This window comes from Streptomyces sp. NBC_00390 (assembly GCF_036057275.1).
GTDB lineage: Bacteria > Actinomycetota > Actinomycetes > Streptomycetales > Streptomycetaceae > Streptomyces.
The window spans coordinates 6691637-6715009 of record NZ_CP107945.1; the positions used below are offsets into that span (position 1 = coordinate 6691637).

At 70.8% G+C, this 23373-nt stretch carries 20 protein-coding genes, 1 tRNA gene and 1 pseudogene; 9 read left to right on the top strand and 13 right to left on the bottom strand.

Going from position 1 to position 23373, the window contains the following annotated elements; translation table 11 throughout:
* The first annotated feature begins 130 nt into the window (after nt 1-130).
* A complete protein-coding gene (fxsT, locus tag OHS70_RS29600; protein WP_328402349.1) occupies nt 131-2149 on the top strand; it encodes an FxSxx-COOH system tetratricopeptide repeat protein in 2019 nt (672 codons plus the stop codon).
* 266 nt (nt 2150-2415) lie between these two features.
* On the opposite strand, the gene OHS70_RS29605 is transcribed toward fxsT, so the two are convergent.
* Nucleotides 2416-3033, bottom strand: coding sequence for a TOPRIM nucleotidyl transferase/hydrolase domain-containing protein (locus tag OHS70_RS29605; RefSeq protein ID WP_328402351.1), 618 nt, complete (start codon nt 3031-3033; stop codon nt 2416-2418).
* Between the two features lie 468 nt (nt 3034-3501).
* Between OHS70_RS29605 and OHS70_RS29610 the strand changes: the two genes are divergently transcribed.
* Nucleotides 3502-3840 (top strand): DUF6281 family protein, encoded by a 339-nt coding sequence (locus OHS70_RS29610; RefSeq protein ID WP_328406006.1) that lies wholly within the window; start codon nt 3502-3504, stop codon nt 3838-3840.
* 249 nt (nt 3841-4089) lie between these two features.
* Nucleotides 4090-4455 carry a VOC family protein gene (locus OHS70_RS29615; RefSeq protein ID WP_328402353.1) on the top strand — a complete coding sequence of 122 codons (366 nt, stop codon included), beginning with the start codon at nt 4090-4092 and terminating at the stop codon, nt 4453-4455.
* Between the two features lie 128 nt (nt 4456-4583).
* Here OHS70_RS29615 and OHS70_RS29620 read toward each other — a convergent pair whose 3' ends face one another.
* On the bottom strand, nt 4584-5270 hold the full coding sequence (locus tag OHS70_RS29620) for a response regulator (RefSeq protein WP_328402355.1): 687 nt from the start codon (nt 5268-5270) through the stop codon (nt 4584-4586).
* Between the two features lie 176 nt (nt 5271-5446).
* Here OHS70_RS29620 and OHS70_RS29625 point away from each other — a divergent pair, with 176 nt between their 5' ends.
* The 4 genes and pseudogenes from OHS70_RS29625 to OHS70_RS29640 form a co-directional block, all read left to right on the top strand.
* Nucleotides 5447-6430, top strand: a complete 984-nt coding sequence (locus OHS70_RS29625; protein WP_328402357.1) for a Bug family tripartite tricarboxylate transporter substrate binding protein — start codon at nt 5447-5449, stop codon at nt 6428-6430.
* Nucleotides 6427-6978 (top strand): tripartite tricarboxylate transporter TctB family protein, encoded by a 552-nt coding sequence (locus OHS70_RS29630; protein WP_443062677.1) that lies wholly within the window; start codon nt 6427-6429, stop codon nt 6976-6978. Before OHS70_RS29625 ends, OHS70_RS29630 begins: the two co-directional genes overlap by 4 nt.
* Before the next feature lie 2 nt (nt 6979-6980).
* Entirely contained in the window at nt 6981-8477 is a 1497-nt protein-coding gene (locus OHS70_RS29635) for a tripartite tricarboxylate transporter permease (RefSeq protein ID WP_328402359.1), read from the top strand.
* 115 nt (nt 8478-8592) lie between these two features.
* Nucleotides 8593-9174, top strand: a pseudogene (locus OHS70_RS29640) (class I SAM-dependent methyltransferase); the annotation flags it as partial.
* Between the two features lie 96 nt (nt 9175-9270).
* On the opposite strand, the gene OHS70_RS29645 reads toward OHS70_RS29640, so the two are convergent.
* A complete protein-coding gene (locus tag OHS70_RS29645) occupies nt 9271-9753 on the bottom strand; it encodes a DUF402 domain-containing protein (RefSeq protein WP_328402361.1) in 483 nt (160 codons plus the stop codon).
* Nucleotides 9734-10663 carry a GNAT family N-acetyltransferase gene (locus OHS70_RS29650; protein ID WP_328402363.1) on the bottom strand — a complete coding sequence of 310 codons (930 nt, stop codon included), beginning with the start codon at nt 10661-10663 and terminating at the stop codon, nt 9734-9736. The genes OHS70_RS29645 and OHS70_RS29650 overlap by 20 nt, the downstream gene beginning before the upstream one ends.
* An 81-nt stretch (nt 10664-10744) precedes the next feature.
* Between OHS70_RS29650 and OHS70_RS29655 the strand changes: the two genes are divergently transcribed.
* Nucleotides 10745-11119, top strand: coding sequence for a GntR family transcriptional regulator (locus OHS70_RS29655; RefSeq protein WP_328402365.1), 375 nt, complete (start codon nt 10745-10747; stop codon nt 11117-11119).
* 53 nt (nt 11120-11172) lie between these two features.
* Here OHS70_RS29655 and OHS70_RS29660 read toward each other — a convergent pair.
* The 5 genes from OHS70_RS29660 to OHS70_RS29680 all read right to left on the bottom strand — a co-directional run bounded on the left by OHS70_RS29660 (nt 11173) and on the right by OHS70_RS29680 (nt 15325).
* Nucleotides 11173-11246 (bottom strand) — tRNA-Met (locus tag OHS70_RS29660).
* 170 nt (nt 11247-11416) lie between these two features.
* Nucleotides 11417-12511 (bottom strand): DUF5925 domain-containing protein, encoded by a 1095-nt coding sequence (locus tag OHS70_RS29665; protein WP_328402367.1) that lies wholly within the window; start codon nt 12509-12511, stop codon nt 11417-11419.
* A gap of 161 nt (nt 12512-12672) precedes the next feature.
* The gene (locus tag OHS70_RS29670; RefSeq protein WP_328402369.1) at nt 12673-13473 is read right to left on the bottom strand and encodes a polysaccharide deacetylase family protein; all 801 of its coding nucleotides are present in this window, start codon (nt 13471-13473) and stop codon (nt 12673-12675) included.
* Nucleotides 13470-14477 carry a glycosyltransferase family 2 protein gene (locus tag OHS70_RS29675; RefSeq protein WP_328402371.1) on the bottom strand — a complete coding sequence of 336 codons (1008 nt, stop codon included), beginning with the start codon at nt 14475-14477 and terminating at the stop codon, nt 13470-13472. The genes OHS70_RS29670 and OHS70_RS29675 overlap by 4 nt, the downstream gene beginning before the upstream one ends.
* Entirely contained in the window at nt 14474-15325 is an 852-nt protein-coding gene (locus OHS70_RS29680; RefSeq protein WP_328402373.1) for a glycosyltransferase family 2 protein, read from the bottom strand. Before OHS70_RS29680 ends, OHS70_RS29675 begins: the two co-directional genes overlap by 4 nt.
* A gap of 587 nt (nt 15326-15912) precedes the next feature.
* Between OHS70_RS29680 and OHS70_RS29685 the strand changes: the two genes are divergently transcribed.
* Entirely contained in the window at nt 15913-16722 is an 810-nt protein-coding gene (locus OHS70_RS29685; protein WP_328402375.1) for an SGNH/GDSL hydrolase family protein, read from the top strand.
* Here the strand turns inward: OHS70_RS29685 and OHS70_RS29690 are convergent.
* The 4 genes from OHS70_RS29690 to OHS70_RS29705 all read right to left on the bottom strand — a co-directional run bounded on the left by OHS70_RS29690 (nt 16706) and on the right by OHS70_RS29705 (nt 23311).
* A complete protein-coding gene (locus OHS70_RS29690; protein WP_328402377.1) occupies nt 16706-18421 on the bottom strand; it encodes a serine/threonine-protein kinase in 1716 nt (571 codons plus the stop codon). The two genes, OHS70_RS29685 and OHS70_RS29690, sit on opposite strands and share 17 nt — an antisense overlap.
* A 42-nt stretch (nt 18422-18463) precedes the next feature.
* On the bottom strand, nt 18464-20251 hold the full coding sequence (locus OHS70_RS29695) for a nickel transporter (protein ID WP_328402379.1): 1788 nt from the start codon (nt 20249-20251) through the stop codon (nt 18464-18466).
* Entirely contained in the window at nt 20248-21681 is a 1434-nt protein-coding gene (locus OHS70_RS29700) for a tetratricopeptide repeat protein (RefSeq protein WP_328402381.1), read from the bottom strand. Before OHS70_RS29700 ends, OHS70_RS29695 begins: the two co-directional genes overlap by 4 nt.
* A gap of 97 nt (nt 21682-21778) precedes the next feature.
* Nucleotides 21779-23311, bottom strand: coding sequence for a DUF4331 domain-containing protein (locus OHS70_RS29705; RefSeq protein ID WP_328402383.1), 1533 nt, complete (start codon nt 23309-23311; stop codon nt 21779-21781).
* Nucleotides 23312-23373: the final 62 nt, after the last annotated feature.

Sequence of the window (23373 nt, forward strand, 5' to 3'; positions counted from 1 at the left end):
TTGGTCAGAGTCGCATCCGTGCTGCCGGTCCGCTGACGTTGGTCGATTCCCCTTGGGTCGTGCGGCTCCTGGGATAAGATCACGCTGGCTGTTGATCGTTGAAGGTCGCCGTCATACCGAAGAGGGAGCCATGTGGCGAACACTGGCCAGCGCGGTGGCCGGTTTGCTCGTGCTGTTCGTCGGCAGTCTTGCCTTCAACGCGGCGTCCGGCCAGAGCCGTTGGCCGGGGCCGCTCGACTTTGTGCGGGTCCACCCGTGGGTGGTGCTCCTCGTCCTGATACCCATGGCATTGATCGGACTGTGGCAGGCGCCGCGCCGCGACCGTGCGCAGGCCCCGCCCGCGCCCATGGCGTACCGGCTGCCGCCGCGCAACACCAACTTCACCGGCCGTGACGCCACACTGCGGGAGGTGCGGCAGCGCCTCACCTCGATGAACGACGTCGCGACGCTGGCCGTGCACGGGCTGGGTGGCGTCGGCAAGACCCAGCTCGCGGTCGAGTACGCGTACCGCCACCTGTCGAAGTACCGGTTCGTCGCGTTCGTGGATGCCGAGCACCCCGATCTGGTGGCGCGGCAGTTCGTATCGCTGGCCGACGAGCTGGGACTGACGGAGGTGAACTCCGGCCAGGCCATTCCACGGGTGTATGGCAAGCTGCAGGACCGCAGGCCCTGGCTGATCATCTTCGACAACGGGGAGAAACCCGGCACGCTCACGCACGCGCTGCCGTCGGGCGGTCCGGCGGGCAACGGCCATGTCATCGTCACGACCAGGGTGAGCGGCTGGTCGAGCAGAGCCGACGTCATCGACCTGGACGTGTTCACCAGGCGGGAGTCGGTGGAGCTGCTGATCCGGCGGGTGCCCGGCATGAGCGAGGAGGTGGCGGACCGGATCGCCGGACAACTGGGGGATCTGCCGCTGGCGTTGGAGCAGGCGGTCGGGTACATGGACTACAACCACACGGCGCCCGAGGAGTACCTGTCTCTGCTGACGTCGCGGCTGGAGGACATGATCGGGCAGGGCGAGCTGACCGACCGGCCTGCGGTGGTGGTCGCGACCCTGTGGCAGCTCAGTGTGCGGAGGCTGGAGGCGGAGCAGCCCCAGGCGGTGCGGCTGCTGGAGCTGTGTGCCCTGCTGGCGCCGGAGCCGATCCCGCTGGACTTGTTCACCGGCAGCCCCGACCTGCTGAACGTACCCGCAGCCGACCCGCTGGCATGGGACACGACGGTCGGCGCCCTGGCCGGTCTGGGACTCGCGAGGCGCGGGAACGCGTCCCTGGTGCTGCACCGTCTGGTTCAGGCCGCAGTCCGGGCCGCGATGCCGGACGCGGTGCACACGGACGCTCGGGTCCGGCTGTGTCGTGCGCTGCTTGCGGCCGTGCCGCAGGACATCCACGCCGACCCGGATGCGCGGCCGCGATGGCAGGAGCTGCTCCCGCACGTCATCGCGGTGACCAAGGACGATCCGCCGGCCGAGTGCGCCGCGGAGACTGCGGTGCTACTGAGGCTGGCGTCGGAGTTCCTCATCCAGATCGGGGATTGCTCGGTCGCGCTGCCCCTGTGCGAACGTGCCCTCGCGATCGACGAGTCGCTCGACGGCCGGGACGCGGAGGTCGGCTTCGACCTGATCACCCTGGCGCAGGTCCACCGGGACCTCGGCGCGCCGGAGAGGGCACGCCCGCCGGCGGAACGCGCGCTGCGCCTGCACGATTCCTGCCTGCCGGCGGACAGTCCCGCCATCGCCACGGACCTTGCCACGCTGGCGCGGATACTCTGCATTCTCGGCGATCACGAGGCGGCGCGGCCACTGGCCGAGCGAGCGCTGCGGATCGACGAGGCGGCGTACGGGCCGCATGATCCCTACGTGAGCTTCGACCTGGTAGCGCTGGCGAACGTCCACGTCGACCTCGGCGACCACGCCACGGCCCTGCCGCTGATCTCGCGGGCGCTGCAGATCCGCGAGGCCAGTTACGCGTCGGACCATCTGTACATCGGGTACGTCCTGCTGTTCCAGGCCCGAGTCCTGCACCACTTGGACGACCCGACCGCAGCGGACTTCGCGCGCCGGGGTGCCCAGATCCTGCACACCCGGCTGGGCCAGACCCACCCCAAGACCGAGGATGCGTTCGCGCTGGTCAACCGTCTGCGTTGACGACGCCGTCTTGCTGATGGCCCCGGCCGCCGCGGCGTCGGCGGCATCCACAATTCTGGTGCATCGCGGAAGGGCGGTCCGGCGGAAAGCGGAACTGCACCCGTGAGCCAGGGCCGTCCCCCGACCTGCTGCCAGAGGCGGAAGCCGCGGGCCTGTTCCGTGAAGTCCCGGAACTCTTCATGCCGTCAGTGATGCGGCCCTGGAACTCCCGTACGTACTGCACGCAGCGGGCCGACTTCAGGCCGTCGCCGAGACGCGCCGAGCGGTCAGAGGCTGGTGAGCAGGCCGTCGAGTGGGGCTGGTACGCCATCGGGGTCGAGGGCCTCGACGAGGACGCGGCCGTAGCGGATCTTGCGCCCTCTCGTCGTGCCGAGGAAGCGCCGCAACTGCTGCTGTGAGGTGCGGCCCCGCTGTGCGGGCTGGCGCAGGAAGGTCTGAAGGGCGCGCAGGTCGCCCTCCGCCCGGACGAGCTCCTCCACCCGTGTCACGCCCAGCGCGCGGATGAGCTCGTCCTCCAGATCCGCCGCGCAGGCGAAGAACCCTTGCTGTGCCGCACCGGCCCGCTCCAGGCCGCGGGCGTAGTAGCGACGCTCCGCCTCGTCGCACAGTCCCGTGAGGCGGAGGCCCAGGCCGGCTGGCCCGAGGAGGCGGGCAAAGCGCCCGACGTTCATCGCACCGCCCATCGACAGGAGGCAGATTCCTTCGGCCGCCAGGTTCCGGCCGCGGCTCGCGGCCAGCGCGCTGACCGCTGCGACGTCGCTCGGCCCTTCGAGCAGGACGGCTGCCCGGACGGGCAGCCGTGCGGCCAGCTCGCGCGCGGGGTCACCGGGGCCACCGGCCGCCCACGCGGTAACCGCCTCCTGGAACGATCCCATGTCAGTCACGAGACGAGTCTCCGCCCTTCCCGGCCACCACGGTAGGGAATTTCCGTCGGCGCACCGATCGGCGGTGAGCAGTCGGGCCCGACGGTCCGAACGAAGGCTTCGCCGCGTGGCTGGCGGAGCCAGGCCCGGAACGATGGCGGAGCGGCACCATGGAGAGGGGCCACCGGGAGGGGTTGCGTCAAGGCATCGAAGACGGCGCAGAAGCCACGGGTGAGATCGTCGAAGAGGACGGGGATTCCAGCCGGTGACCGACGATTTGACGAGGGGTTTGACAGACCTGGTCCGGTCGGGCCGGTCGTCAGCTCAACGACCAGGTTCGCTGCATCTACCACTCGTTCCTGTGCTGGACGAGGATGAGAACGCTCGGCAATGGAGATGTCCTTGGTCTCCGGAGCATCTACTGGAGAGGGCACCCTTATGAGCTGGGCCGGACGATGTTCAGGCGTGCTACTGGCGGCAGCCGTGATGATGTCAGCAGTCGCATGCACGGACAGCAGCAGTGCCGAGGGGGTGAGGTCCTGCGCTGTTCAGTTCAATTACCAGGGCCGCACCTATAAGGATGTTGCAAACGTGGACTTCACGGTCGGCCAGAAGGTTGGCACCGCGACCCAGCCACCCTGTGATGACACCGGCGGCCAGGACGAGGGTGAGGAGTCGCCGACCAAGGAGATTGCCTACAGCGTCGAAGGCGTGTCGCCGAAGGTGGCCATCGCAGTCGGGGCCACACCCGAAGAAGCAAAGTTCGTGGTTTCGTACTCCGGCAATGAGCTCCCGCCCGAGGTGCAGAAGCTGACCGGCGGATCATGATGTGGTGCCCGGGACGTGACTGAGGGAACGAGAGGCATCCAGCGCACCCAACTCGCTTCGTGATCCTCGAGGGAAGCGTCACGGGGCAGCCGTCGGCGATGGTGCGGAGCCGTGAGCGGAACATGACCACCCAGTCCGAGACGTCATCAGCGGCGGTGCCCACCGTCGGAGCCACCGTCCGCATGCAGGGCCGCGACCGCGGTCGTACCGTGGGACCGGCAGTGACCGTACGGATGGCAGGAGCCCGCGATGGCCGGAGAGATCTCCTTCTTCGAACTGGGCGTGGGCGACTTCGAGCGGGCCCGCACCTTCTATTCCGGACTCTTCGGCTGGACCTTCGACGCCGGGGCGACCGACGGAGGCGGGTATGTGATCCGGACGCCCAATGTTCCCGGCGGGGTGCACGGCGGGGACCCGGGCGCCGGGGCGTATCTGTTCTTCAGGGTCGACGACATGACGGCGGCGATCGCACGCGTGCGCGAGCTCGGTGGCACCGTCGACGACATCGATGTGGGCGGTGACGAGGAGACCGTCGCGCGGTTCGGCCGCTTCCAGCTCTGCCACGACGACCAGGGCTCGCCTTTCGGTCTGCACGAGCCGCCCGCCGGGGGATAGGCAGCGGGCCCGGCATGGGAGCTGAGCGCCGTGGGCCGTGATGGGCAGCCCGTGGGGTCGGGTGCACGAGCGTGGCGCCGCCGCCGCTGCGTCGCATGCGCCGGCGGCCGGGGCCGGCAGCGCGCGCGTCAGCCGACGAGACGGTAGCGGCGCTCCGGCCGGCCCGTGCCTCCGTAGCGCAGCGTGACCTTCACCCGGCCCGTTTCCACGAAGTACTCCAGATAGCGGCGTGCGCTCACCCGTGACAGTGAGCCCGCCTCGGCACACTCCGACGCCGACAGATCACCGGCGTGCTCCCGCAGGATCCGGTCCACCAGCTCCGCCGTGTGCGCTGCCAGGCCCTTCGGCAGCTCACGTGAGCCCGGCGGCCGGGTGCCGAAGATCCGGTCGACGTCCTCCTGGCGCGCCTCCTCCAGCTGGTCGAGACGGGCGCGCAGCGACGCCACATGGCGAAGCTGCTCCTGCAGCGCCGCCTGGTTGAACGGCTTGATCAGATAGTGCAGCGCGCCCGCACGCAGCGCCGAGCGGACCGTACCCGCGTCCCGCGCGGCCGTGATGAACAGGACGTCGGCCGACGGCCGGCCGTCCTCGTCGCGCTCCTCAGCGGCGCGCAGCTCGCGAAGCACGCTGATCCCGTCCATATCGGGCAGATAGACGTCGAGCAGGATGAGATCCGGTCGCAGCCGCTCCGCGGCGCGCAGCGCGTCCGCGCCGCTGTGGGCCACCCCGACGACCCTGAATCCCTCCGTCGCGGACACATAGCGGCTGTGCAGTTTGGCGACCATGAAGTCGTCGTCCACCACCAGGACGTTCACCGGGAGTCACCTCGGGGGTCCGGGGGCCGTCCCCCGGCAGAGCTCAGTGTCACGCCGACACGCTAGGCCGCGACCACAAGGACCACAACGTCCGTTGATTCCGGAAGAGAGACAGCTTCTTAACGCGCAGGCAACATGTGGGCCACCTCACAGCTCCCACAACGAGAGGCGTTCTCGTGCGTTTGCGCACTCCCCTCGCCCTGCTCGGGGCGGCATTGCTCGTGCTCGTCGGGCCGCCGTTGCTCACCGCGGGCAGCGGCGCCGAGGCCGGCACGCAGATACCCGGCCTGCGGTTCATGGTCCCCAACACACCCGGCGGCGGATACGACATCACCGCGCGTACGGCGGCCAAGAACGCCGAGGACGCCGGACTCACCCACAGCATCGAAGTCTTCAACCTGCCGGGCGCCGGCGGCACCGTGGGCCTGACCCGCCTCGTCGGCGAGCGCGGCAACGGCAAGCTCGCCATGTCCATGGGCCTCGGCGTCGTCGGCGCCGTACACACCAACAAATCGCCCAAGACCCTGGCCGACACCACACCGATCGCCCGGCTCACCGAGGAGCAGGACATCGTGGTCGTCGCCAAGGACTCCCCGTACAGGACCATTCAGGACCTGCTCGCCGCGTGGAAGCAGAATCCCGGCAAGCTCCCGGTCGGCGGCGGCTCCTCGCCCGGCGGGCCCGACCACCTCGCGCCGATGCTGATGGCGCAGGCCGCCGGAATCGCGCCGAAGTCCGTCAACTACATCCCCTTCGACGGCGGCGGCGAACTGCTCGCCTCCATCCTCGGCAACAAGGTCGCCTTCGGTGTCTCCGGTGTGGGCGAGTACCTCGACCAGATCAAGTCCGGAGAGCTGCGGCTGCTGGCCGTGACCGGACCGGAGCGGGTGCCGGGCCTCGACGCCCCGACCCTGCGGGAGGCCGGACTCGACACCGACTTCACCAACTGGCGCGGCGTCGTCGCCCCGCCCGGCCTGTCCGACGCCGAGCGCGACAAGCTCGTCGGCCTCGTCCGAGAGCTCCACGACTCCCCGCAGTGGAAGGAGTCCCTGAAGAAGAACGGCTGGGACGACGCCTTCCTCACCGGCGAGAAGTTCGGTGACTTCCTCGACGCACAGAACAGAAACGTCGACCAGGTGCTGAAGGAGCTCGGGCTGTGACCACTTCCACCCCCACCCCCGCCGCCACACCGACGGGCAAGACCGGCCGTCCCTGGCAGGTCTGGCTGCGAGAGCACTCCGAACTCGGCGTGAGCGTCCTGCTGTTCGCCATCGGTGCGCTCGTCCTCACCGACGCCCTGACCATGGACGTGGACATCACCCAGCGCGGACCCGTCGGACCGAAGACCGTCCCCGTCGTCGTCGGCACCGGCCTGCTGCTCGTGGCCGTCCTGCTTGCGGTCGACGTGCTGCGCGGCGGCCGGGGCGAGGCCGAGACCGGCGAGGACATCGACCTCGGCGGGCCGAGCGACCGGCGCACCGTGCTCCTGCTCGCGGGCGTCTTCCTCGCCTTCGCCGTCCTGGTCGGCCCGGTCGGCTTCCCCGTCGCCGGAGCGCTGCTCTTCTGGGGCGCGGCCTTCGCGCTCGGCAGCCGCCATCCGCACCGCGACCCGCTGATCGCCGCGGTCCTCGCGCTGGTCACCTACTTCGTCTTCAACAACCTGCTCGGCGTCCCCCTGCCAGGCGGGCCGCTGATGGGAGTGCTGTAGTGATGGACTCTCTCAACTCCCTGCTCGACGGGTTCGGCACGGCCCTCACCCCCGTCAATCTTCTGTGGGCCGCGATCGGTGTGCTGCTGGGTACGGCGATCGGCGTACTGCCCGGCATCGGCCCGGCCATGGCCGTGGCGCTGCTGCTGCCGGTCACGTACGGGCTGGAGCCGACGGGCGCGTTCATCATGTTCGCCGGCATCTACTACGGCGCGATGTTCGGCGGCTCCACCACCTCGATCCTGCTGAACACCCCGGGTGAGAGCGCGGCGGTCGTAGCGGCCATCGAAGGCAATCCGATGGCCAAAGCGGGCCGTGGCGCACAGGCGCTCGCCGCGGCGGCCGGCGGCCACTTCGCCGGTGGCATGATCGGCACGATCCTGCTGGTACTTCTCGCCCCTGCCGTCGCCGAACTGGCGGTCGACATCGGTGCACCCGACTACTTCGCGATCATGGTGCTGGCCTTCATCGCCGTCACCTCGGTGCTCGGCTCCTCCCGCATCCGCGGGCTGGCCTCCCTGCTGATCGGCCTCACGCTGGGCCTGGTCGGCCTGGACCGGATGACCGGCCAGCAGCGACTCACCTTCGGCTCGCTGCAGCTCGCCGACGGCATCGATGTCGTCATCGTCGCGGTCGGCCTCTTCGCCATCGGCGAGGCGCTGTGGGTCGCCGCGCATCTGCGCCGTACGGCAGGAGAGGCCATTCCGGTCGGCCGGCCCTGGCTCGCCGGATCCGATGTGAAGCGCACCTGGAAAGCCTGGCTGCGCGGTCCCGTCATCGGTTTCCCGTTCGGCGCGATCCCGGCCGGCGGCGCGGAGATCCCGACCTTCCTGTCGTACGTGACGGAGAAGCGGCTGTCCAAGCACAAGGACGAGTTCGGCAGGGGAGCCATCGAGGGCGTCGCCGGACCCGAGTCGGCGGCTTCGGCCTCCGCAGCGGGCACGCTCGTCTCGATGCTGACGCTCGGCCTGCCCACGACCGCCGTGGCGGCCGTGATGCTCGCCGCGTTCCAGCAGTACGGCATCCAGCCCGGACCGCTGCTGTTCGAGCGCGAACCCGACCTGGTGTGGGGCCTGATCGCCTCGCTGTTCGTCGGCATGGTGCTGCTGCTCGCCCTCAACCTGCCGCTGGCACCGGTCTGGGCGAAGCTGCTGCGCATCCCGCGGCCGTACCTGTACGCGGGCATCCTCTTCTTCGCCGCGGTGGGCGCGTACGCGGTCGGCGGCGAGGCGGTCGATCTGGTGATCCTGCTGATCATCGGCCTGATCGGGTTCGGCATGCGGCGCTACGGGCTGCCGGTGCTGCCCGCGGTGATCGGGGTGATCCTCGGCCCGGCCGCCGAACAGCAGCTGCGCCGGGCACTGCAGATCAGTGACGGCAGTGTCACCGGTCTGGTCAACACGCCCTTCTCGGTGACGGTTTACGCGGTGATCGTGATCCTGGTGGCCTGGCCCTGGTTGAAGAGGCTGTTCGTACGACGTCGTACGGAGGTGTCGTGACCCACCGGCCCTTGTGATGCCGTCCGCCCCTGGCCCGTTTGCGGCCGGGGGCGGATGCGCGTCATGAGTCCGCCGGAGACGGCCCGTTGTCAGTGGTGGCTGCGACGATCGACCCATGACGACGATCGACTGGGGCAGGGCCGCGGACTCCTTCGACCAGGAACCGGACCACGGGCTGCTCGACCCTGCCGTCCGCGGGGCCTGGGCGGAGCGGCTGAAGCGGTGGCTGCCCCGGCAGCCGTCCGATGTGCTCGACCTCGGGTGCGGTACGGGCAGCCTTGCGCTGCTCGCCGTCGAACAGGGCCACCGGGTGACGGGAGTCGACCTCTCGCCCGAGATGGTCGCCCGAGCACGCGCCAAGCTCGCCGGCACCGGCGCGGACATACGGGAAGGGTCCGCCGACCGGCCGCCTGTGGGGGATCGCCGCTTCGACGTCGTCCTGGCCCGGCATGTCGTCTGGCTGCTTCCCGATCCCGAGGCGGCTCTGCGGCACTGGGCCTCACTGCTGCGGCCCGGCGGGCGGCTGGTGCTGGTCGAGGGCGTGTGGGGTGGCACGGGGCTGCCGGCCGCACGGCTCACCGCAGCGCTGAGGCCGCTCGCCGACCGGGTCGACCACGAGCGGCTGTCGGGCGATCAGGCGCTGTGGGGCGGGCCCGTGGACGACGAGCGGTATGTGCTGGTGGCCCGGTCGGCCCCGCGGTGCTGAGCGCCCTCGGACGACACGGCCGCATACGAACCCGCCCGGACCAGGCCCGGATGGACCGGGCCCGGCTGGGGGCGACGGCGTTGCTGATCAGCCGAGGAGGTCGGTGAAACCGCCGCGACGGGCAAGGAGTTCGAGTTCATCGAGCGCACGCAGGGCCTCTTCGGCCGCCGCGGGGTCACGGTCGGCGAGGCCGCTCTCGGCGAACTCGTCCTCGTCCAGGCGCAGGATCTCCTTGCCGTCCGCCGACACCCAAAGGTCGAGGTCCAGGTCCTCGACGGACAAGGCACCGCCGTCGAGTACTGCGGGCCGGGTGACGTCGCAGTACCAGCCCTTCAACGTGCCCTCGCCGGTGCGGACTTCCTTCACCGCGTACCAGCGGTCGCGCCAGTAGTGCTCGGTGAACACATCGCCCGGCTCGAAGCGTACGAAGCCGAAATCGCGCGCACCCTCGCCCGCCCACGGCGCGCGGACCACCAGATGGATTCCGTCGTCCGTGAGCAGCTCGGCGGCATAGCGGATCTTGGTCCGGCCCGCCTTGAGCAGGACCACCTCAAACGAGTGTGCGGACATGACGTACCTCCGTCGCGCAGATCTTGTAGCCGAACCATGTGTTGATGGCCAGCATGGGGCCGTTGTCGGCGTCATTGCTGGTGAACGCGTCCGTGTAGCCCGCCGCGCGGGCGCGCCGCAGCGAGTCCGTCTTGGCGAGCTTCGCCAGACCACGGCCGCGGTGGGCGCGCAGAGTGCCGGTCATGCCGGACATGTAGCGGGTGTCGCCGTCCGACTCCGCGGCGGTGAAGGCGGCGACCTTGCCGTCCACCAGCACGACCGTGCTGAGCACACGGTCGAGCAGCGGGTTGTTCCAGGTGTGGCTGATCCAGTCGTCGTAGTCGCCGAAAGCCATGCTGATGTCGCCGGGCTCGTCCGAGGTGGCCTCGGCATCGGCCCGGAACATCGGCCGTGGATCGGCCTCGAAGTCCGCGGCGGTACGCAACTCGACGCCTGCGGGCAGCTCCGGCAGTGGGGGCAGTGTGCCGTTCGCCAGGTCAAGATGCTGGAAGTGGGCCGGGCGGGTCGGCCGGTAGCCGCGCTTCTCGGCGAAGGCCCGGGACTCGGGGTTGTCCATCACCCAGGCGTACACGTTCGTCGCGTCTTGGGCCGCCAGATGTTCCTCGGCGGTGCGGAGCAGCAGTGATCCCGCGCCAAGGCCACGGTGGTCGGGGTGGACCTGAGGGGTGGCGTAGGACTGGCCGGGCTCGGTGCTGTCGTACGCGATGCCCACATGGGCCGTGCCGACGATCTCGCCGTTGTGCTCGGCGACCAACAGCCGGTACTTCTTGGCGGGGTTGGCGGTCCGGAGGCCGAAGAGGAGGGACGCGGGGGTCGTCACCTCGAAGGGGATCGAAGCTCGGCGGGCCCGGGCCACCGCTTGGGCGTCGTCGGCATCCTGGGTACGGAAGTCACGGACGATCAAGGTCATGAGGCCGCACGTTACGTGGGGCCCGGCGCGGCCGCCTCCCATTTTGCGGCGGTCCGCCTGGCAGTGGGGGAGAATCGGGCCGTGACCTTGAAGATCGTCATTGACACGGACTCGGCGACCGCGCCGTACGAACAGTTGCGCGCCCAGGTCTCGAGCCAGGCGCGCTCGGGCCGGCTGCCTGTCGGCTACAAGCTCCCGACCGTCCGCGGCCTCGCGGAGGAACTGGGGCTCGCGGCCAACACGGTGGCCAAGGCGTACCGCGCGCTGGAGTCGGACGGGGTGATCGAGACGCGCGGCCGCAACGGCACGTTCATCGCAGCGGCGGGCGACGCCGCGGCCCGTGAACTGGCAGCGGCGGCCCAGGCTTTCGCCGAGCGCGCCCAGCGGCTGGGTGTTCCGCAGCCGGCCGCGCTGGCGGCGGCGCAGGAGGCGGTGCGGGCCGTGTACGCGCGGTAGCCCCCGCAGGGGGAAGGGCCCGGCGCCTTGGCGGCGCCGGGCCCTTCCTTCAGTGGCCGGGGCAGGATTTGAACCCGCGACTTCTGGGTTATGAGCCCAGCGTGCTACCTAGCTGCACCACCCGGCGAAGACCCACGTTACGGACCTCCGCCCAGGCCCCGCAAAGGAATTACCGTGCCGCGCAGCAGCTGCCCCGGCGTCGGCCGTGTCCAGAGGCGGACGGCCCGGCAACGCCGTCGGAGCGGTGGTGACAGCCACGGCGGCCGGCGCACGGCGCCCGTCGACGCCGGCCAGGCCCTACAGGTACAGGCCCGCGTCCGCGCCCGCCGTCTGGGACGGGACCGACGCCGGGGTCGTGCCGCGGCGCAGGGCGAACAGTTCGGCCAGGGTGGCGCCTTCGCGGCCCACGCCCTCTTCCGTGCCCAGCCACGTGATCGCCTCGGGCCGCGTCAGAGGGCCCACTTCGATGCGGGCCAGGCAGCGGCCCGGGCGGACCACCGCCGGGTGGAGGCGTTCCAGGTCCTCGTTGGTCGTGATGCCCACCAGGACGTTACGACCCTGGCCGAGGAGGCCGTCCGTCAGATTGAGCAGCCGCGACAGCGCCTGGCCCGCGGTGTGGCGGGCCTCGCCGCGGATCAGCTCGTCGCAGTCCTCCAGAAGCAGCAGCCGCCAACGGCCCTTGGATGTGCCCTCGTCCTCACCGATCGCGATGTCCATGAGATAGCCGACGTCGTTGAAAAGCCGCTCCGGGTCCAGGACGCAGTCCACCTGGCACCAGTCCCGCCAGGACCGCGCCAGCGTCCGCAGCGCCGAGGTCTTGCCGGTGCCCGGCGGGCCGTGGAGCAGCAGCAGCCGGCCCGCGATGTCGTCCGGTGTCACCTTCATCAGCCGGTCCATCGCGTCGGCGACCGGCGCCGTGTAGTTGGGCCGCACCTCCTCCCATGTCCCGGCGGCGATCTGCCGGGTGGTGCGGTGCGGGCCGCGGCGCGGCGAGACGTACCAGAAGCCCATCGTGACGTTCTCGGGCTGCGGCTCCGGCTCGTCGGTCGCGTTGTCCGTCGCCTCCTTGAGCACCGTCTCGGCGAGGTCGGCGCTGACCGCCGTGACGGTGACGTCCGCGCCGCGGTTCCAGCGCGAGATCAGCAGCGTCCAGCCGTCGCCCTCCGCGAGCGTCGCACTGCGGTCGTCGTCGCGGGCGGCGCGCAGCACCCTCGCCCCGGCGGGCAGCATGGTCGCTCCGGGCTTGACCCGGTCGATGGTGGAGCTGTGGGAGTACGGCTGCTCGCCCTTCGCGAAGCGGCCGAGGAACAGCGCGTCGACGACGTCCGAGGGCGAATCGCTGTCGTCGACGTTGAGCCGGATCGGCAGAGCGTCCTGAGGGTTGGCAGACATGCGCCCATGATCGGGCACGGGATCGGCCGACGCACCGTCTTTTGCCCGGTGCGGCGCCGGGGACGTGGCGCCGCACCGACCGGGCGGCGGCTCGCCGCCCGGCCCCGCCGAGGGGGCCGGACCCCCGCCCGGCTCCCCGGCGGGTGACCGGGACGCGGTACTCAGCCCTCCGCCCGGGTGATCAGCGCCGCCGCCCGCCGCGCCCGCCGCACGACGGCGTACCCCTTGGTGAGTGCCCGGTCCTTCGCGAAGGACCGGGCGATGGCGCGCCCTTCGACCAGCCGCTCGAACTCCACTGCACCGGTCGTGCGCCGCACGGTGAGGCGCTGGAGGGCGTACGGCCCCTGACGGTGCGCCGCCGGCCTGTTGCCGACGGCCAGCGACTGCCGGAAGCCGGCCGCCCGTACGGCCCGGCGCACCCGCCGGTTCGAGTAGCCGAACGGATAGGCGAACGAGACCGGCTCGGCCCCCAGCTCGTCCGCGACGATGTCCCGGCAGCGGGCCGTCTCGTACCGCAGCCGCTCGTCGGACAACTGGTCGAGCTGGGGATGGGTGTGGGTGTGGCCGCCGATCTCCACGCCCGCGGCGGCCAGTTCCCGCACCTGGTCCCAGTCGAGCATGGTGTCGAGCGAGCCGCCCTCGTCGTGGGCGCCGCGCAGCCACCCGGTCGATACGAACACGGTGGCCGCGAAGCCGTGCTCGGCGAGGACGGGGAGGGCGTGCCGGTGCACGCCCTCGTAGCCGTCGTCGAAGGTGATCAGCACGGGCCGGGACGGCAACGGCCGGCCGCCCGGCCGCCACGCGTCGCCGAGCTGCGCGGTCCTCAGGGGAGTGAACCCCTGCGTGCGGAGCACCGCCATCTGCGCGGCGAAGGCGTCGGGACTCACCGACAGCCCGTGTGTGGCCGCGGCCGGCCGGTGGCTGACGGCGTGGTACATCAGGATCGGCACCGGCCCCTTCATGGTGCCGCTCCCTCGACCGGTCCCGACGAGAACGTCACCGCACCCGCGCGGGCCCGGACACTCCCCACCACATAGCCGCTCGCGGCCACCGCCACGCCCGCCACGATCGCGCCGGCCCGGCCCGCGCCGCCGCGCCGGCCCAGCAGCGCATCGCGCAGCCCGCGTGCGACACCGGCCGGCAGCACCCTGGTGGTGTAACGGCGTTCGGACTCGAGCCCCTTGCCGGCTCCGACGCTGTGCGCCACGAGCGCCTTGGACAGTCCTTCCGCGTACGTACGGGTACGGAAGTAGCCGAACCGCTCACGCCCGGCGGGGACCCGGTGGTGGATGACCGCCCGGTCGTCGATCAGCAGCACCGCGTCCGGTACGGCCCTGGCGAGCCGGATGCACAGCTCGGTCTCCTCGCAGCCCAGCGGCCGCTTGTCGCCGTCACGCCCGATGCCGGTGGCGAAGCCGCCCGCGGCGTCGAACGCGCTGCGTCGGAAGGAGGCGTTGCCGCCGAGGACGTTGCGCACCCTGACCCTGCCCGGCGGCAGGCCCCGGTAGGTGCACCCGACGACCCAGTCGAACTCCTCCGGGAACCAGGCGGGCCTGCCGCCCGACGCCCAGGCGGGCTCGGTCCGCCCGCCGACGGCCATCACCCGCCGGTCGGCGTATCCCGCGGCGAAGTACCGCAGCCAGTCGCGCTCGGCCACGGCGTCGTCGTCGAGGAAGGCCACGAACGCGCCGCGTGCCGCGGCGATTCCGGTGTTGCGTCCGGCGGACAGGCCGCGGGGGCCCGCATTGGCGAGCACCCGCACCTCCTGTCCCTCTTCCTTGTACTGGACGCGCAGCCGATCCAGCAGCGCCGGATTGTGGTCGACCACCAGCAGTGTCTCGAGAGCCGGCAGGGACTGGCGCCGCACCGAGTCGACGGCCGCGAGGATGTCCTCCCAGCGGTCCTCGGTGTAGACGCAGATCACCACGGAGAACCGTTCCCCCCAGGCCCGGTCCGCGTCCGTCAAGAGACCTCTCCCCGGGGAATGCTGACGCCCAGTGCCGAATGCCGGCGCGCGGCGGACGCTGTGCCCCGCCGGGCGCGCTTCGCTCGCTTCTCCTTGAGGATGACCCTCAGCACCCGCAGACCGTCCCGGACGGCGCGGAGATTGCTGACGCCGTGAATGCGCAGGTACTCGTGGCTCGGCACCTCCTGCACCCGCAGCCCTGCCTTGACCACGCGGATGTTCATCAGCGTCTCGATCTCGAATCCGGTGCAGTCGAGAGTGATCTTTTGCAGGCAGTGCGCCCAGAAGGCGTTGTAGCCGTAGCAGAGGTCGGTGTAGCGGGCGCCGAACTTGGCGTTGACGACGGCGCAGAGCGCTCTGTTGCCGAGTCTTCGGATGGCGGTCATGTCGTCGGTGCCGCCGCCGTTGGCGAACCGGGAGCCCTTGGCGAAGTCGGCTCCGGAGACCAGGGCGGAGACATAGGAGACGATCTCCGAACCGTCGGCGGAGCCGTCGGCGTCGACCATCACGATGATGTCCCCGGTGCAAGCGGCGAAGCCGCTGATGAGGGCGTCGCCCTTGCCCTTGCCGAGCTGCTGGACGACCTTGACGTCCGGCCACAGTTCGCGGGCGACCTCGACGGTGTCGTCGGTGGAGTTCCCGTCGACCAGAACGACTTCGTGGATCCAGTCGGGCAGGCTCTTGAAGACGTACGGGAGATTCTCCGCCTCGTTCATGGCGGGGATCACCACGCTCACGGGCGGAGTGATCGCGAGGTGCGAGGAGATGGGCCGGTACCTGACGGATATGCGGCCGATGTCGTTCACCGGATCTTGCCCCGGCGCCGCCGGGTGCAGGACTGAACTCATGACTGTGTTCCCTCTCTCCACCGGTGGACCGCCCGCCCCCGGGCAGCCCGGATGAATGTCCGGTTCGAAAGGGGGGTTGTTGTCATCCGCCCATGCCGGAAGCGCTCTCCGTGCTGGTCGGACGAGTCGGCATCACTGGCCGCGCGGCACGCCTCGAATCGATCGGATCGAGCGCGGAACCGACACGGCACCCCCCTGCCGCACCCTGCTCCGGATCCATCGCGACGCTAACGCCCTCCCCTGAGCCGCTTTGCATGATGGACCGTTGCGGGTGGATGTATGACGGTATTGATGATGAGGACTGTATGGCAAGAGGTGGGCCATGACCCCGCTTTTTTGCTTTTTCATGATGATTGGGCGATCGCACGTGGAACATCCCGATCACTGTTTCTTGATCCCTTTTCTGCGCTGATCGATTGAATGACCAGTTCCGGATGAGTCCTCCCGCTCGGTCCGCCTGACGGTGCGACAGGTCGATCTCGGGAGATCCCGGGAAGATCCTCCCGAAAGTCTTGGCATGGACACTTCCACTGAAGTGTCCTGACTGCTACCAAAGTTGTGGCAGAGATCCTGCTAAGGGAGGTTCCATGAAACTGTCCCGAGCCGCGGCACTCTCATCGTCACTCCTCCTCGGCGTCGTTCTCACTCTCACCGGAGCGAGCACGGCGCAGGCCTCCTCCACCGCCCAAGCAGTGGACTACGTGGCCCTCGGCGACTCCTACTCCTCAGGTGTGGGAGCCGGCAGCTACGACAGCGCAAGCGGCAATTGCAAGCGCAGCACCAGGGCTTACCCGACGCTCTGGGCCAACACCCATTCACCCTCGTCGTTCTCGTTCACTGCTTGCTCAGGCGCTCGTACGAGTGATGTCACGGCGAGTCAGCTCGGTCCGCTCAACTCGGCGACCGACCTCGTCTCCATCACCATCGGCGGGAATGACGCGGGCTTCTCCGACGTCATGACCACGTGTGTCCTGCAGTCCGAATCGAGCTGTCTCAACCGGATCGCGCAGGCCCGTGCCTACGTCGACTCCACCCTGCCCGGCAGGCTCGACTCGGTGTACGGCGCCATCCGCACCAAAGCCCCCGCAGCCCAGGTCGTCGTCCTGGGTTACCCCCGCTTCTACAAGCTGGCCGGCAGCTGTGTGACCGGCCTGAGCGAGAACGAACGGTCGGCCATCAACGGCGCGGCCGACTACCTGAACGCGGCGATCGCGAAGCGCGCGGCCGATCACGGCTACGACTTCGCGGATGTCGTCCCGGCCTTCACCGGGCACGAGATCTGCTCCGGCGCCGCTTGGCTGCACAGCGTCAACTGGCTCAACATCGGTGACTCCTACCACCCGACGGCTTCCGGCCAGTCCGGCGGCTATCTCCCCGCGTTCACCGATCACGCCTGAACGCGGCGCTCACCGCGCTCGCCGTACCGGCCGAAGAGGAGACCTCGTCCGTCGGGGTCTCCTGATCGCATGTGACCGAGAAGTCGATCCAGTGCGAGCGCACCTCGACCGGACTCCGGATCTCCACCCGGATCCGGTCGTGGTGTGTCCCGCCCTGCTCGTAGGTCAGCTCGATGTGGTCGACCTGCTTCTGCTTCGGCCTCCCGGCCGCGAAGTCCAGCGTCCTCCAGCCGGAGCCGGAGCCGGAACCGTCGCCGTCGCCGTCGCCGTTCCTGGTCACCCAGCGGTAGTCGACACCCACCGGCGTGCGGGCGACAGTGATCGTCGCGCGGAAGGCCGGAGCCTGCGCTTCGGCAGGCGGGCAGGTGCCCGCGTAACTGTCCCTCACCCCCTGGACATGGACCTCGACGCTCTGAGGCGGGGTGTACGTACCGCCGTCACCGCCGCTGTCTCCGCCGTCGTCTCCGCCGTCGTCCGAGGTGCCGTCGTCCGTCGCGCCGCCTCCGGGCGCGGAGGCCGTACTGCCGGGGCTCGTGCTCGAAGTGCCCGGCGTAGAGGGTGTGCTGCTGCCCTTGTCCTTGCCGCCGCCCGGGTCCCTGTTGCTGTTGACCAGCGCCCAGGCGAGACCGCTGACCGCGAGCAGCAGCACAGCTACCCCGGCGATCAGCACCACCGCCGCGCGCCGCGCACGGTCGGGCGGCAGGCCGTTCGCGGCCGCGGGAGCTGCGCCGGACATGGGAGCTGTGGTGGACGCGGTGGCCGGACCGGGCACCGGTGCGGGCGTGCGCGACTGCGGATGCACCGCAGTCGTGGGGGAGCCGGCCGCCACGGTGGGGTGGTCGGCGCCGGGCGGCGGAGCCGTGCGGGGTGCGCCGCCCGCGGCCACGACCCGCAACTCCCGCTCGGCCTCCGCCGCCGAGAGCCGCTGCGCCGGGTCCTTGCGCAGCAGCCCCGCGATCACCGGCGTCAGCGGACCCGCACGGTGCGGCAGCGGAAGCTCCTCGTCCACGACGGCCCGCAGCGTGCTCAACGGGGTGTTCTGGCGGAACGGCGAGTTGCCCTCGACCGCGGCGTACAGCAGGACGCCGAGCGACCAGAGATCGGACTCGGGCCCCGGCGTACGTCCCAGCGCCCGTTCCGGGGCGAGGAATTCGGGAGAGCCGATCAGCTCGCCCGTCATGGTCAGGTTGGACGACCCTTCCACCGTCGCGATCCCGAAATCGGACAGCACCACGCGGCCGTCGTTGCCGATGAGTACGTTCCCGGGCTTCACATCCCGGTGCAGCACGCCCGCGTCGTGCGCGGCGCGCAGGGCAGCGAGGATCTCTGCGCCGATGCGCGCGGCGCGCGCCGGGGCGAGGGGGCCCTCGGCGTCAAGTACGTCGGAGAGGGCGAGTCCGCGCACCAGCTCCATCACGATCCAGGGGCGGCCGTCCTGGGTCGCCACGTCGTAGACGGTGACCACATTGCGGTGCGAGACGCGGGCCGCCGCCCAGGCCTCCCGTTCGAGGCGGGCATAGAGCCGGCGCTCGTCGTCGGTGCCGAGGGCGGCGGGGGCCCGGACCTCCTTGACCGCGACCTCGCGGCCCAGCAACTCGTCGCGGGCGCGCCACACCACTCCCATGCCGCCTTCGCCCAAGGGGCTCATGAGGCGGTAGCGACCTGCCAACAGCCGCTCGTCGCCGGGCACTTCGCTCACAGCGGGCCCCCATCGGTAGCAGAGCAGTGACTCCAAGCTAGCTCACGCAAGTGCTGTTGCCGCCCCCTTGAGCGCCAATCCGCATCCCAGCGCGAGGACCACGCAGGCGGTGCCCAGCGGGAGTGCACGCTGAGCGGCGGAGACCAACCGCCATGTGGGGCGGCTGCGCCCGGCGAGCAGCCGGGTGGCGCGGGCGCCGAGCCGGACCGCGGCGAACCCGGCGGCGGCGAGAGTGAGGGCGAGCCCGAGACCGTACGCGACGACGAGCAGCAGGCCGAACCAGGCACGACCGAGCGCGGCGGCGCCGACGAGGACGACGACGGCGGACGGACTGGGGACGAGGCCGCCGGCGAAGCCGAGCAGAAGAGTGGACCGCAGCCCGAGGGAACGGTGGTCGTGGGTGTGGGTATGCCCGTGCGGGTGCGGGTGCGGGTGCGGGTGCGGGTGCGGGTGCGGGTGCGGGTGCGGGTGCGGATGGCTGTGGTTGTGCACGTGGCCGTCCCCGTTGCCGTGCTCGTCCCTCTTGCTGTGCCCGTGTCCGGCCTCCGGCATGTGCTCCGGTCCAGGGGCGGGACCGCCGACGGGACCCGTCTCCCAAAGGTGCGTCGGCTCATGGCCACCGTGTTCCGTGCCGTGGTCCTGTTCGCTGCCCGGTCCGTGTCCCTGCTGTGGCCCGTGGCCGTGCTGCTGTCCATACGTGTGCCCGTGCGCATGATCGTGTCCGCGGTTGCGCCACGCCCTCCGGACGAGTACCGCCCCCGCCCCGGCCACCAGGGCCCCGCTCGCGACGCCCAGCCACGCCACCACCGACGGTGCCGCCGCGGAGCCCACCGCGATCAGGGCGCCCAGTGCGAACACACCGAGCGTGTGCGTGATCGTCACCGAAGCGCCCAGGGAGAGGACATCGCGCAAGGAGTTCCTGCCGCCCGCCGCCGCGGCCGCGGCCATCACCGTCTTGCCGTGACCCGGTGCGAGGGCGTGCAGCGCGCCCAGCAGGACCGCGGTCGCCAGGGCAAGCGCGCCGGACCCCACGGTCAGATCGCGCCGGGACACCATCCCGGTCAGTGCCTGGGTCCAGCGGTCCGCCCCGCGCGGCAGCACGGAGGCCGGGGGCGCGGCCTCCTGGCGGTCCGCCTCCGCAGGTGCGCCGCCGGGGGTGACCGACAGCGCCGCCGTCGTGCGGTCCGGCGCCGACGAGAGCGGCCCGTTCGGATACACCGCCAGCCGGCGTGATGTCGACGCCTTCGGTACGTCCGACGACACGAGCGTCATCCGGTCTCCGCGGGCCGTGATCTCCCGCCAGCCCGGTCCCTGGCCGCTGCCCGCCGCCCGGAAGCCGATCGTGCGACGCCCGTCCGGCAGTGCGGCCGCCAGCCGGCACTCGACGCGGAGCGTCGGCAGACCGGCCTGCCCCGGTCGCACCTCGGCGCGGCTCGCGCCGGGCGTGAGCGCGACCGGACCGTGCCGCTCGACCGTGACCCGGCTGTCCCGGGCCGCGTCCCGGCAGCGCTGACCGGCCCATTCGGAGAGTTCCCCGGGGGACATCTCCCGGTCGCTGTTCCGGTCGATCCTGGTGCGAGCTTGAGCGGCGGGTATCTCCGCGAGGTCCTCGACATGGTCGACGCTCAGCCGTCCGGGTGCGACGAGCAGTCCGTCGTAGCGGTTGACGGTGAAGTTCCCCAGTGGATGCGCGGCGGCCGTCCCCGCGGGCAGCAGCGCGAGCGCCGCACCGGCCACCAGGACCGCCGCGCCGACGGCTGCCGTACGCCCCTTGATGCCGCCCTTGCTTCCTGTGCCGCCTCTGGTCGTCGTTCCGTCTGCGGTCTTCATGACGCCTCCAGACTCCGCAGTGCCGTCCGGGCCGTGCGTGAGCCGACGGGCGAGAAACCGGGGTTGATCTCCAGCGCGGCGGCGAGCGAGGTGCGGGCGGCAGCCGGCCGGCCCGCGGCGCGCTCGATCATGCCGCGGTGGTAGAGGAACACGGCGTTACGGCAGCCCCTCGGCGCCGACGCGGAGAGGTACTTCATGGCGTGTGCGGAGCGGCCGTTGACGTGCAGCGCCCAGGCAAGGGCGTCCGCCGTGTGCACGGTCCGGCGCTTGGCCCACTCGGTGCGGGCGGCGGCCAGCGCCTGCGCCTTGTCGCCGTGGTCGGCCAGGGCGAGTGCGGTGTCCAGGTCGGTGTCCACGCCGTTGGCGCGAGCCAACTCCGTCCAGTCGCCGATGAGTTCGTACTGGCGGCGGGCATCGGACGTGCGCCCCGCGGCCTCGTACAGCTCGCCCAGCGCGACCAGGTGACCCGGCAGCGGCAGCCGGTCGACCACCGCCTCGAGCCCGGACACGGCGGACTCGGTGTCACCGCGTGCGGCGTGCGCACGGGCGCGGCCCTCGAGCGCCGGCAGATACTCCGGGTCCGCTTCGAGTGCCGTCGTGAAGTTCTTCAGCGCCGGGGCGTACGCCCCCTGGCTCCACTCCAGCTGCCCGGTCGCCGTCGCCACATACGCCACGTCTCCGGGCGAAGATGCCGAGTTCATGGCGGTGTTCAGCACTCGGCGGGCGCCCGTGACATCGCCGCGCAGCTCCAGTACATACGCATAGCGCGTGAACACGGGGATGCCGGGCCGGCGGCCATCGGCTTCCTTCGCAGCGGCCAACGCCTCGGAATAGCGGCCCAGTTCGACGAGCGCGTCGATCCGGGAGGCGAGCGCGCGCTCGCCGAAAGGATTGACCTTCAGCGCCGCCTCCCCGTCCCGCAGGGCCTGAGAGAAGTCGTGCCGGGCCGCCGCGAGTGCGGCACGGCCCGCGAGCGCCGCATCGTTGTCCCGCGGCCGGAGCTCCAGTGAACGGGCCAGTGCCTTGTCTGCCTGGGGATACCGGGTCGGGTCGCCGCTGGTCCTGGCCTGTTCGACATAGGCGGCGCCGAGTGTCGCCCACGCCCGGTCATCCTTGGGCCGGGCCCGCAGATGTGTCTGGAGGCCGGTGATCCCGCGGGCGAGGTCACCGGTGTCGATCCGGTCGAACGGTGCGTCCGCCGCAGGTGCGGCGGTGCGGGCCGCCGAGGGCTGCTGGTCCGCACCGCCCGACACGACGGCGCCCACGGTGAGAGCGAGGGCGAGTGTCCCGGCGGGGAACAACAGGCCCCGGATCCTCCCCGCCCCGCGCCGGCCCCGGATCCTCCCCGCCCCGCGCCGGGGCCGTGGCTCCCGGTCCTCGGGGCCGTGGCCGGCCGCCGCGACCGTGTCCGGCGTCCTTGGCAGGGACATCGGTCCGCCCTTCCTCTCGTAGGTGCGACTGCGAGCTGTGAACTGCTGGCTGCGAACTGCGAGTTGTGCACTGCGAGGTGTGGACTGTGCCGGGCACCTAGCTGTACGAAGTGCGGCGCCGCATCCGCCACCAGAGCAGTCCCAGACCGACGAGCAGCACACCCACGCCCGTGGCGACCGCCGATACGACCAGCGTCGTGGTGGTCGCGTCACCGCCGGCGGCGGACGACGCCCCACCGGTCAGCAGGCCGTCCTGCGACACCTTGGTCCCCGCGCCCTTGGCGACCGGGCCTCGGGAGCCGGCCTCGGGCAGTGCGAGGTACGGGAAGGAGCTGCCGAACTTCTGGTCGTTCTGGTCGACCGCGTCGCCCAGGTCGTTCTTCTGGCCGAGCAGTTCGCCCTCCACGACCTGGAGCGCGATGTCCAGTACGTCGTCGGACAGCCTGCGCCCGTTCGGGAACCCGGCGTTGTCGCCGTCCAGCACACCCAGCCTCTTCGGCTCGGCGCTCGGCGGGACGGAGGTGTTGAGCCGCAGCGCCTCGGCGGGGCGGACGTGCGGCGGCTTGTTGAGCTTGTCGACACCGGTCAGGAACACGGAGACCAGGTCGTTGCGCGGCTCGGCCGGGGCCTTGATCTTGTAGATGCCCTCGATCAGCTTCGGCAGTTCCGGCTGGGTGACGAACGGAAGGAAGTCGCCGTCGTTCCACGGATGGGACGCATTGAACCTGTCCTTGTCCTTCACGGGGATGACCACCTCGTTGACCAGTGGCATTCCGAGCCTGGACACCTGCGTCCAGTGGCCGCCGGCGCTCCTGCGCTGGGTGGTGGACCAGATTCCGACGATGGGCTGCTTCTGCGACTGCCGGATGTACGCGGTCGGCACCTGCAGGGCAATGGAGTTGACGCTGTAGCCCTTGAGTGTGTCGTTGCCGACCTCGGAGAGGTCGCCGCCGTAGAGCAGGTCGAAGACGCGCAGGTCGAGGAAGAAGGGGTCGTCCGCCTGACCGGCGAACGCCGTGGTACCGCCGGGAAGTCGGCGCACGGCCTGGTCGCGCAGGGTCTGGTAGTCCGGCATGGATGCCTTGCCCACGTTCGAGGGCGCCACCGGCAGATCGTCGGCGATCTTCGTGGTGCTCGTCACGCGCTGGTTCCTGAGCCGCAGCACATCGATGTCGTACGTCTGGGTGATGTTGAGGTCCGGGTCGTCGAGCGTGGTGACGGGACCGGTGTTGAAGAGGAACGTCCTGCCGTTCTTGACGTGGTCCTTGAAGGTCCACCGGTATATGAGATCGCCCTGGGCGTCGCCGTCGCTGTCGATATGGATGTCGTACTGGGCGTCGTCGGCGAACGAGTAGAAGTTCGGTCCGCCGGCCGGTTCCTCGAACGGCAGCCAGTTGGCCACGATCGTGGTGGTGTCGGGCTTGTCGGGGCTGACGAACGCGTACACGTCGGTGTTGTCGTACTGCGGCTGGCCGGAGATCAGCGGGGCCTCGCGGTGGCTGGAGGCCTGGGCCGCTCGAGGCTCCAGACCGGTCACGCCGGAAGCCGCGAGCGCCCCGGTGGCCAGCGCCGCGCAGGCGAGTGCCGCGAGCCTGAGGGGCCCCCGCCCGCTGCTGCTGAGTGCGGTCATCGAATCCGTCCTTCACGCGAGTGGCTGGTCGTGCTCCTTGCCAGCCATTCGGTGCCGCGGGC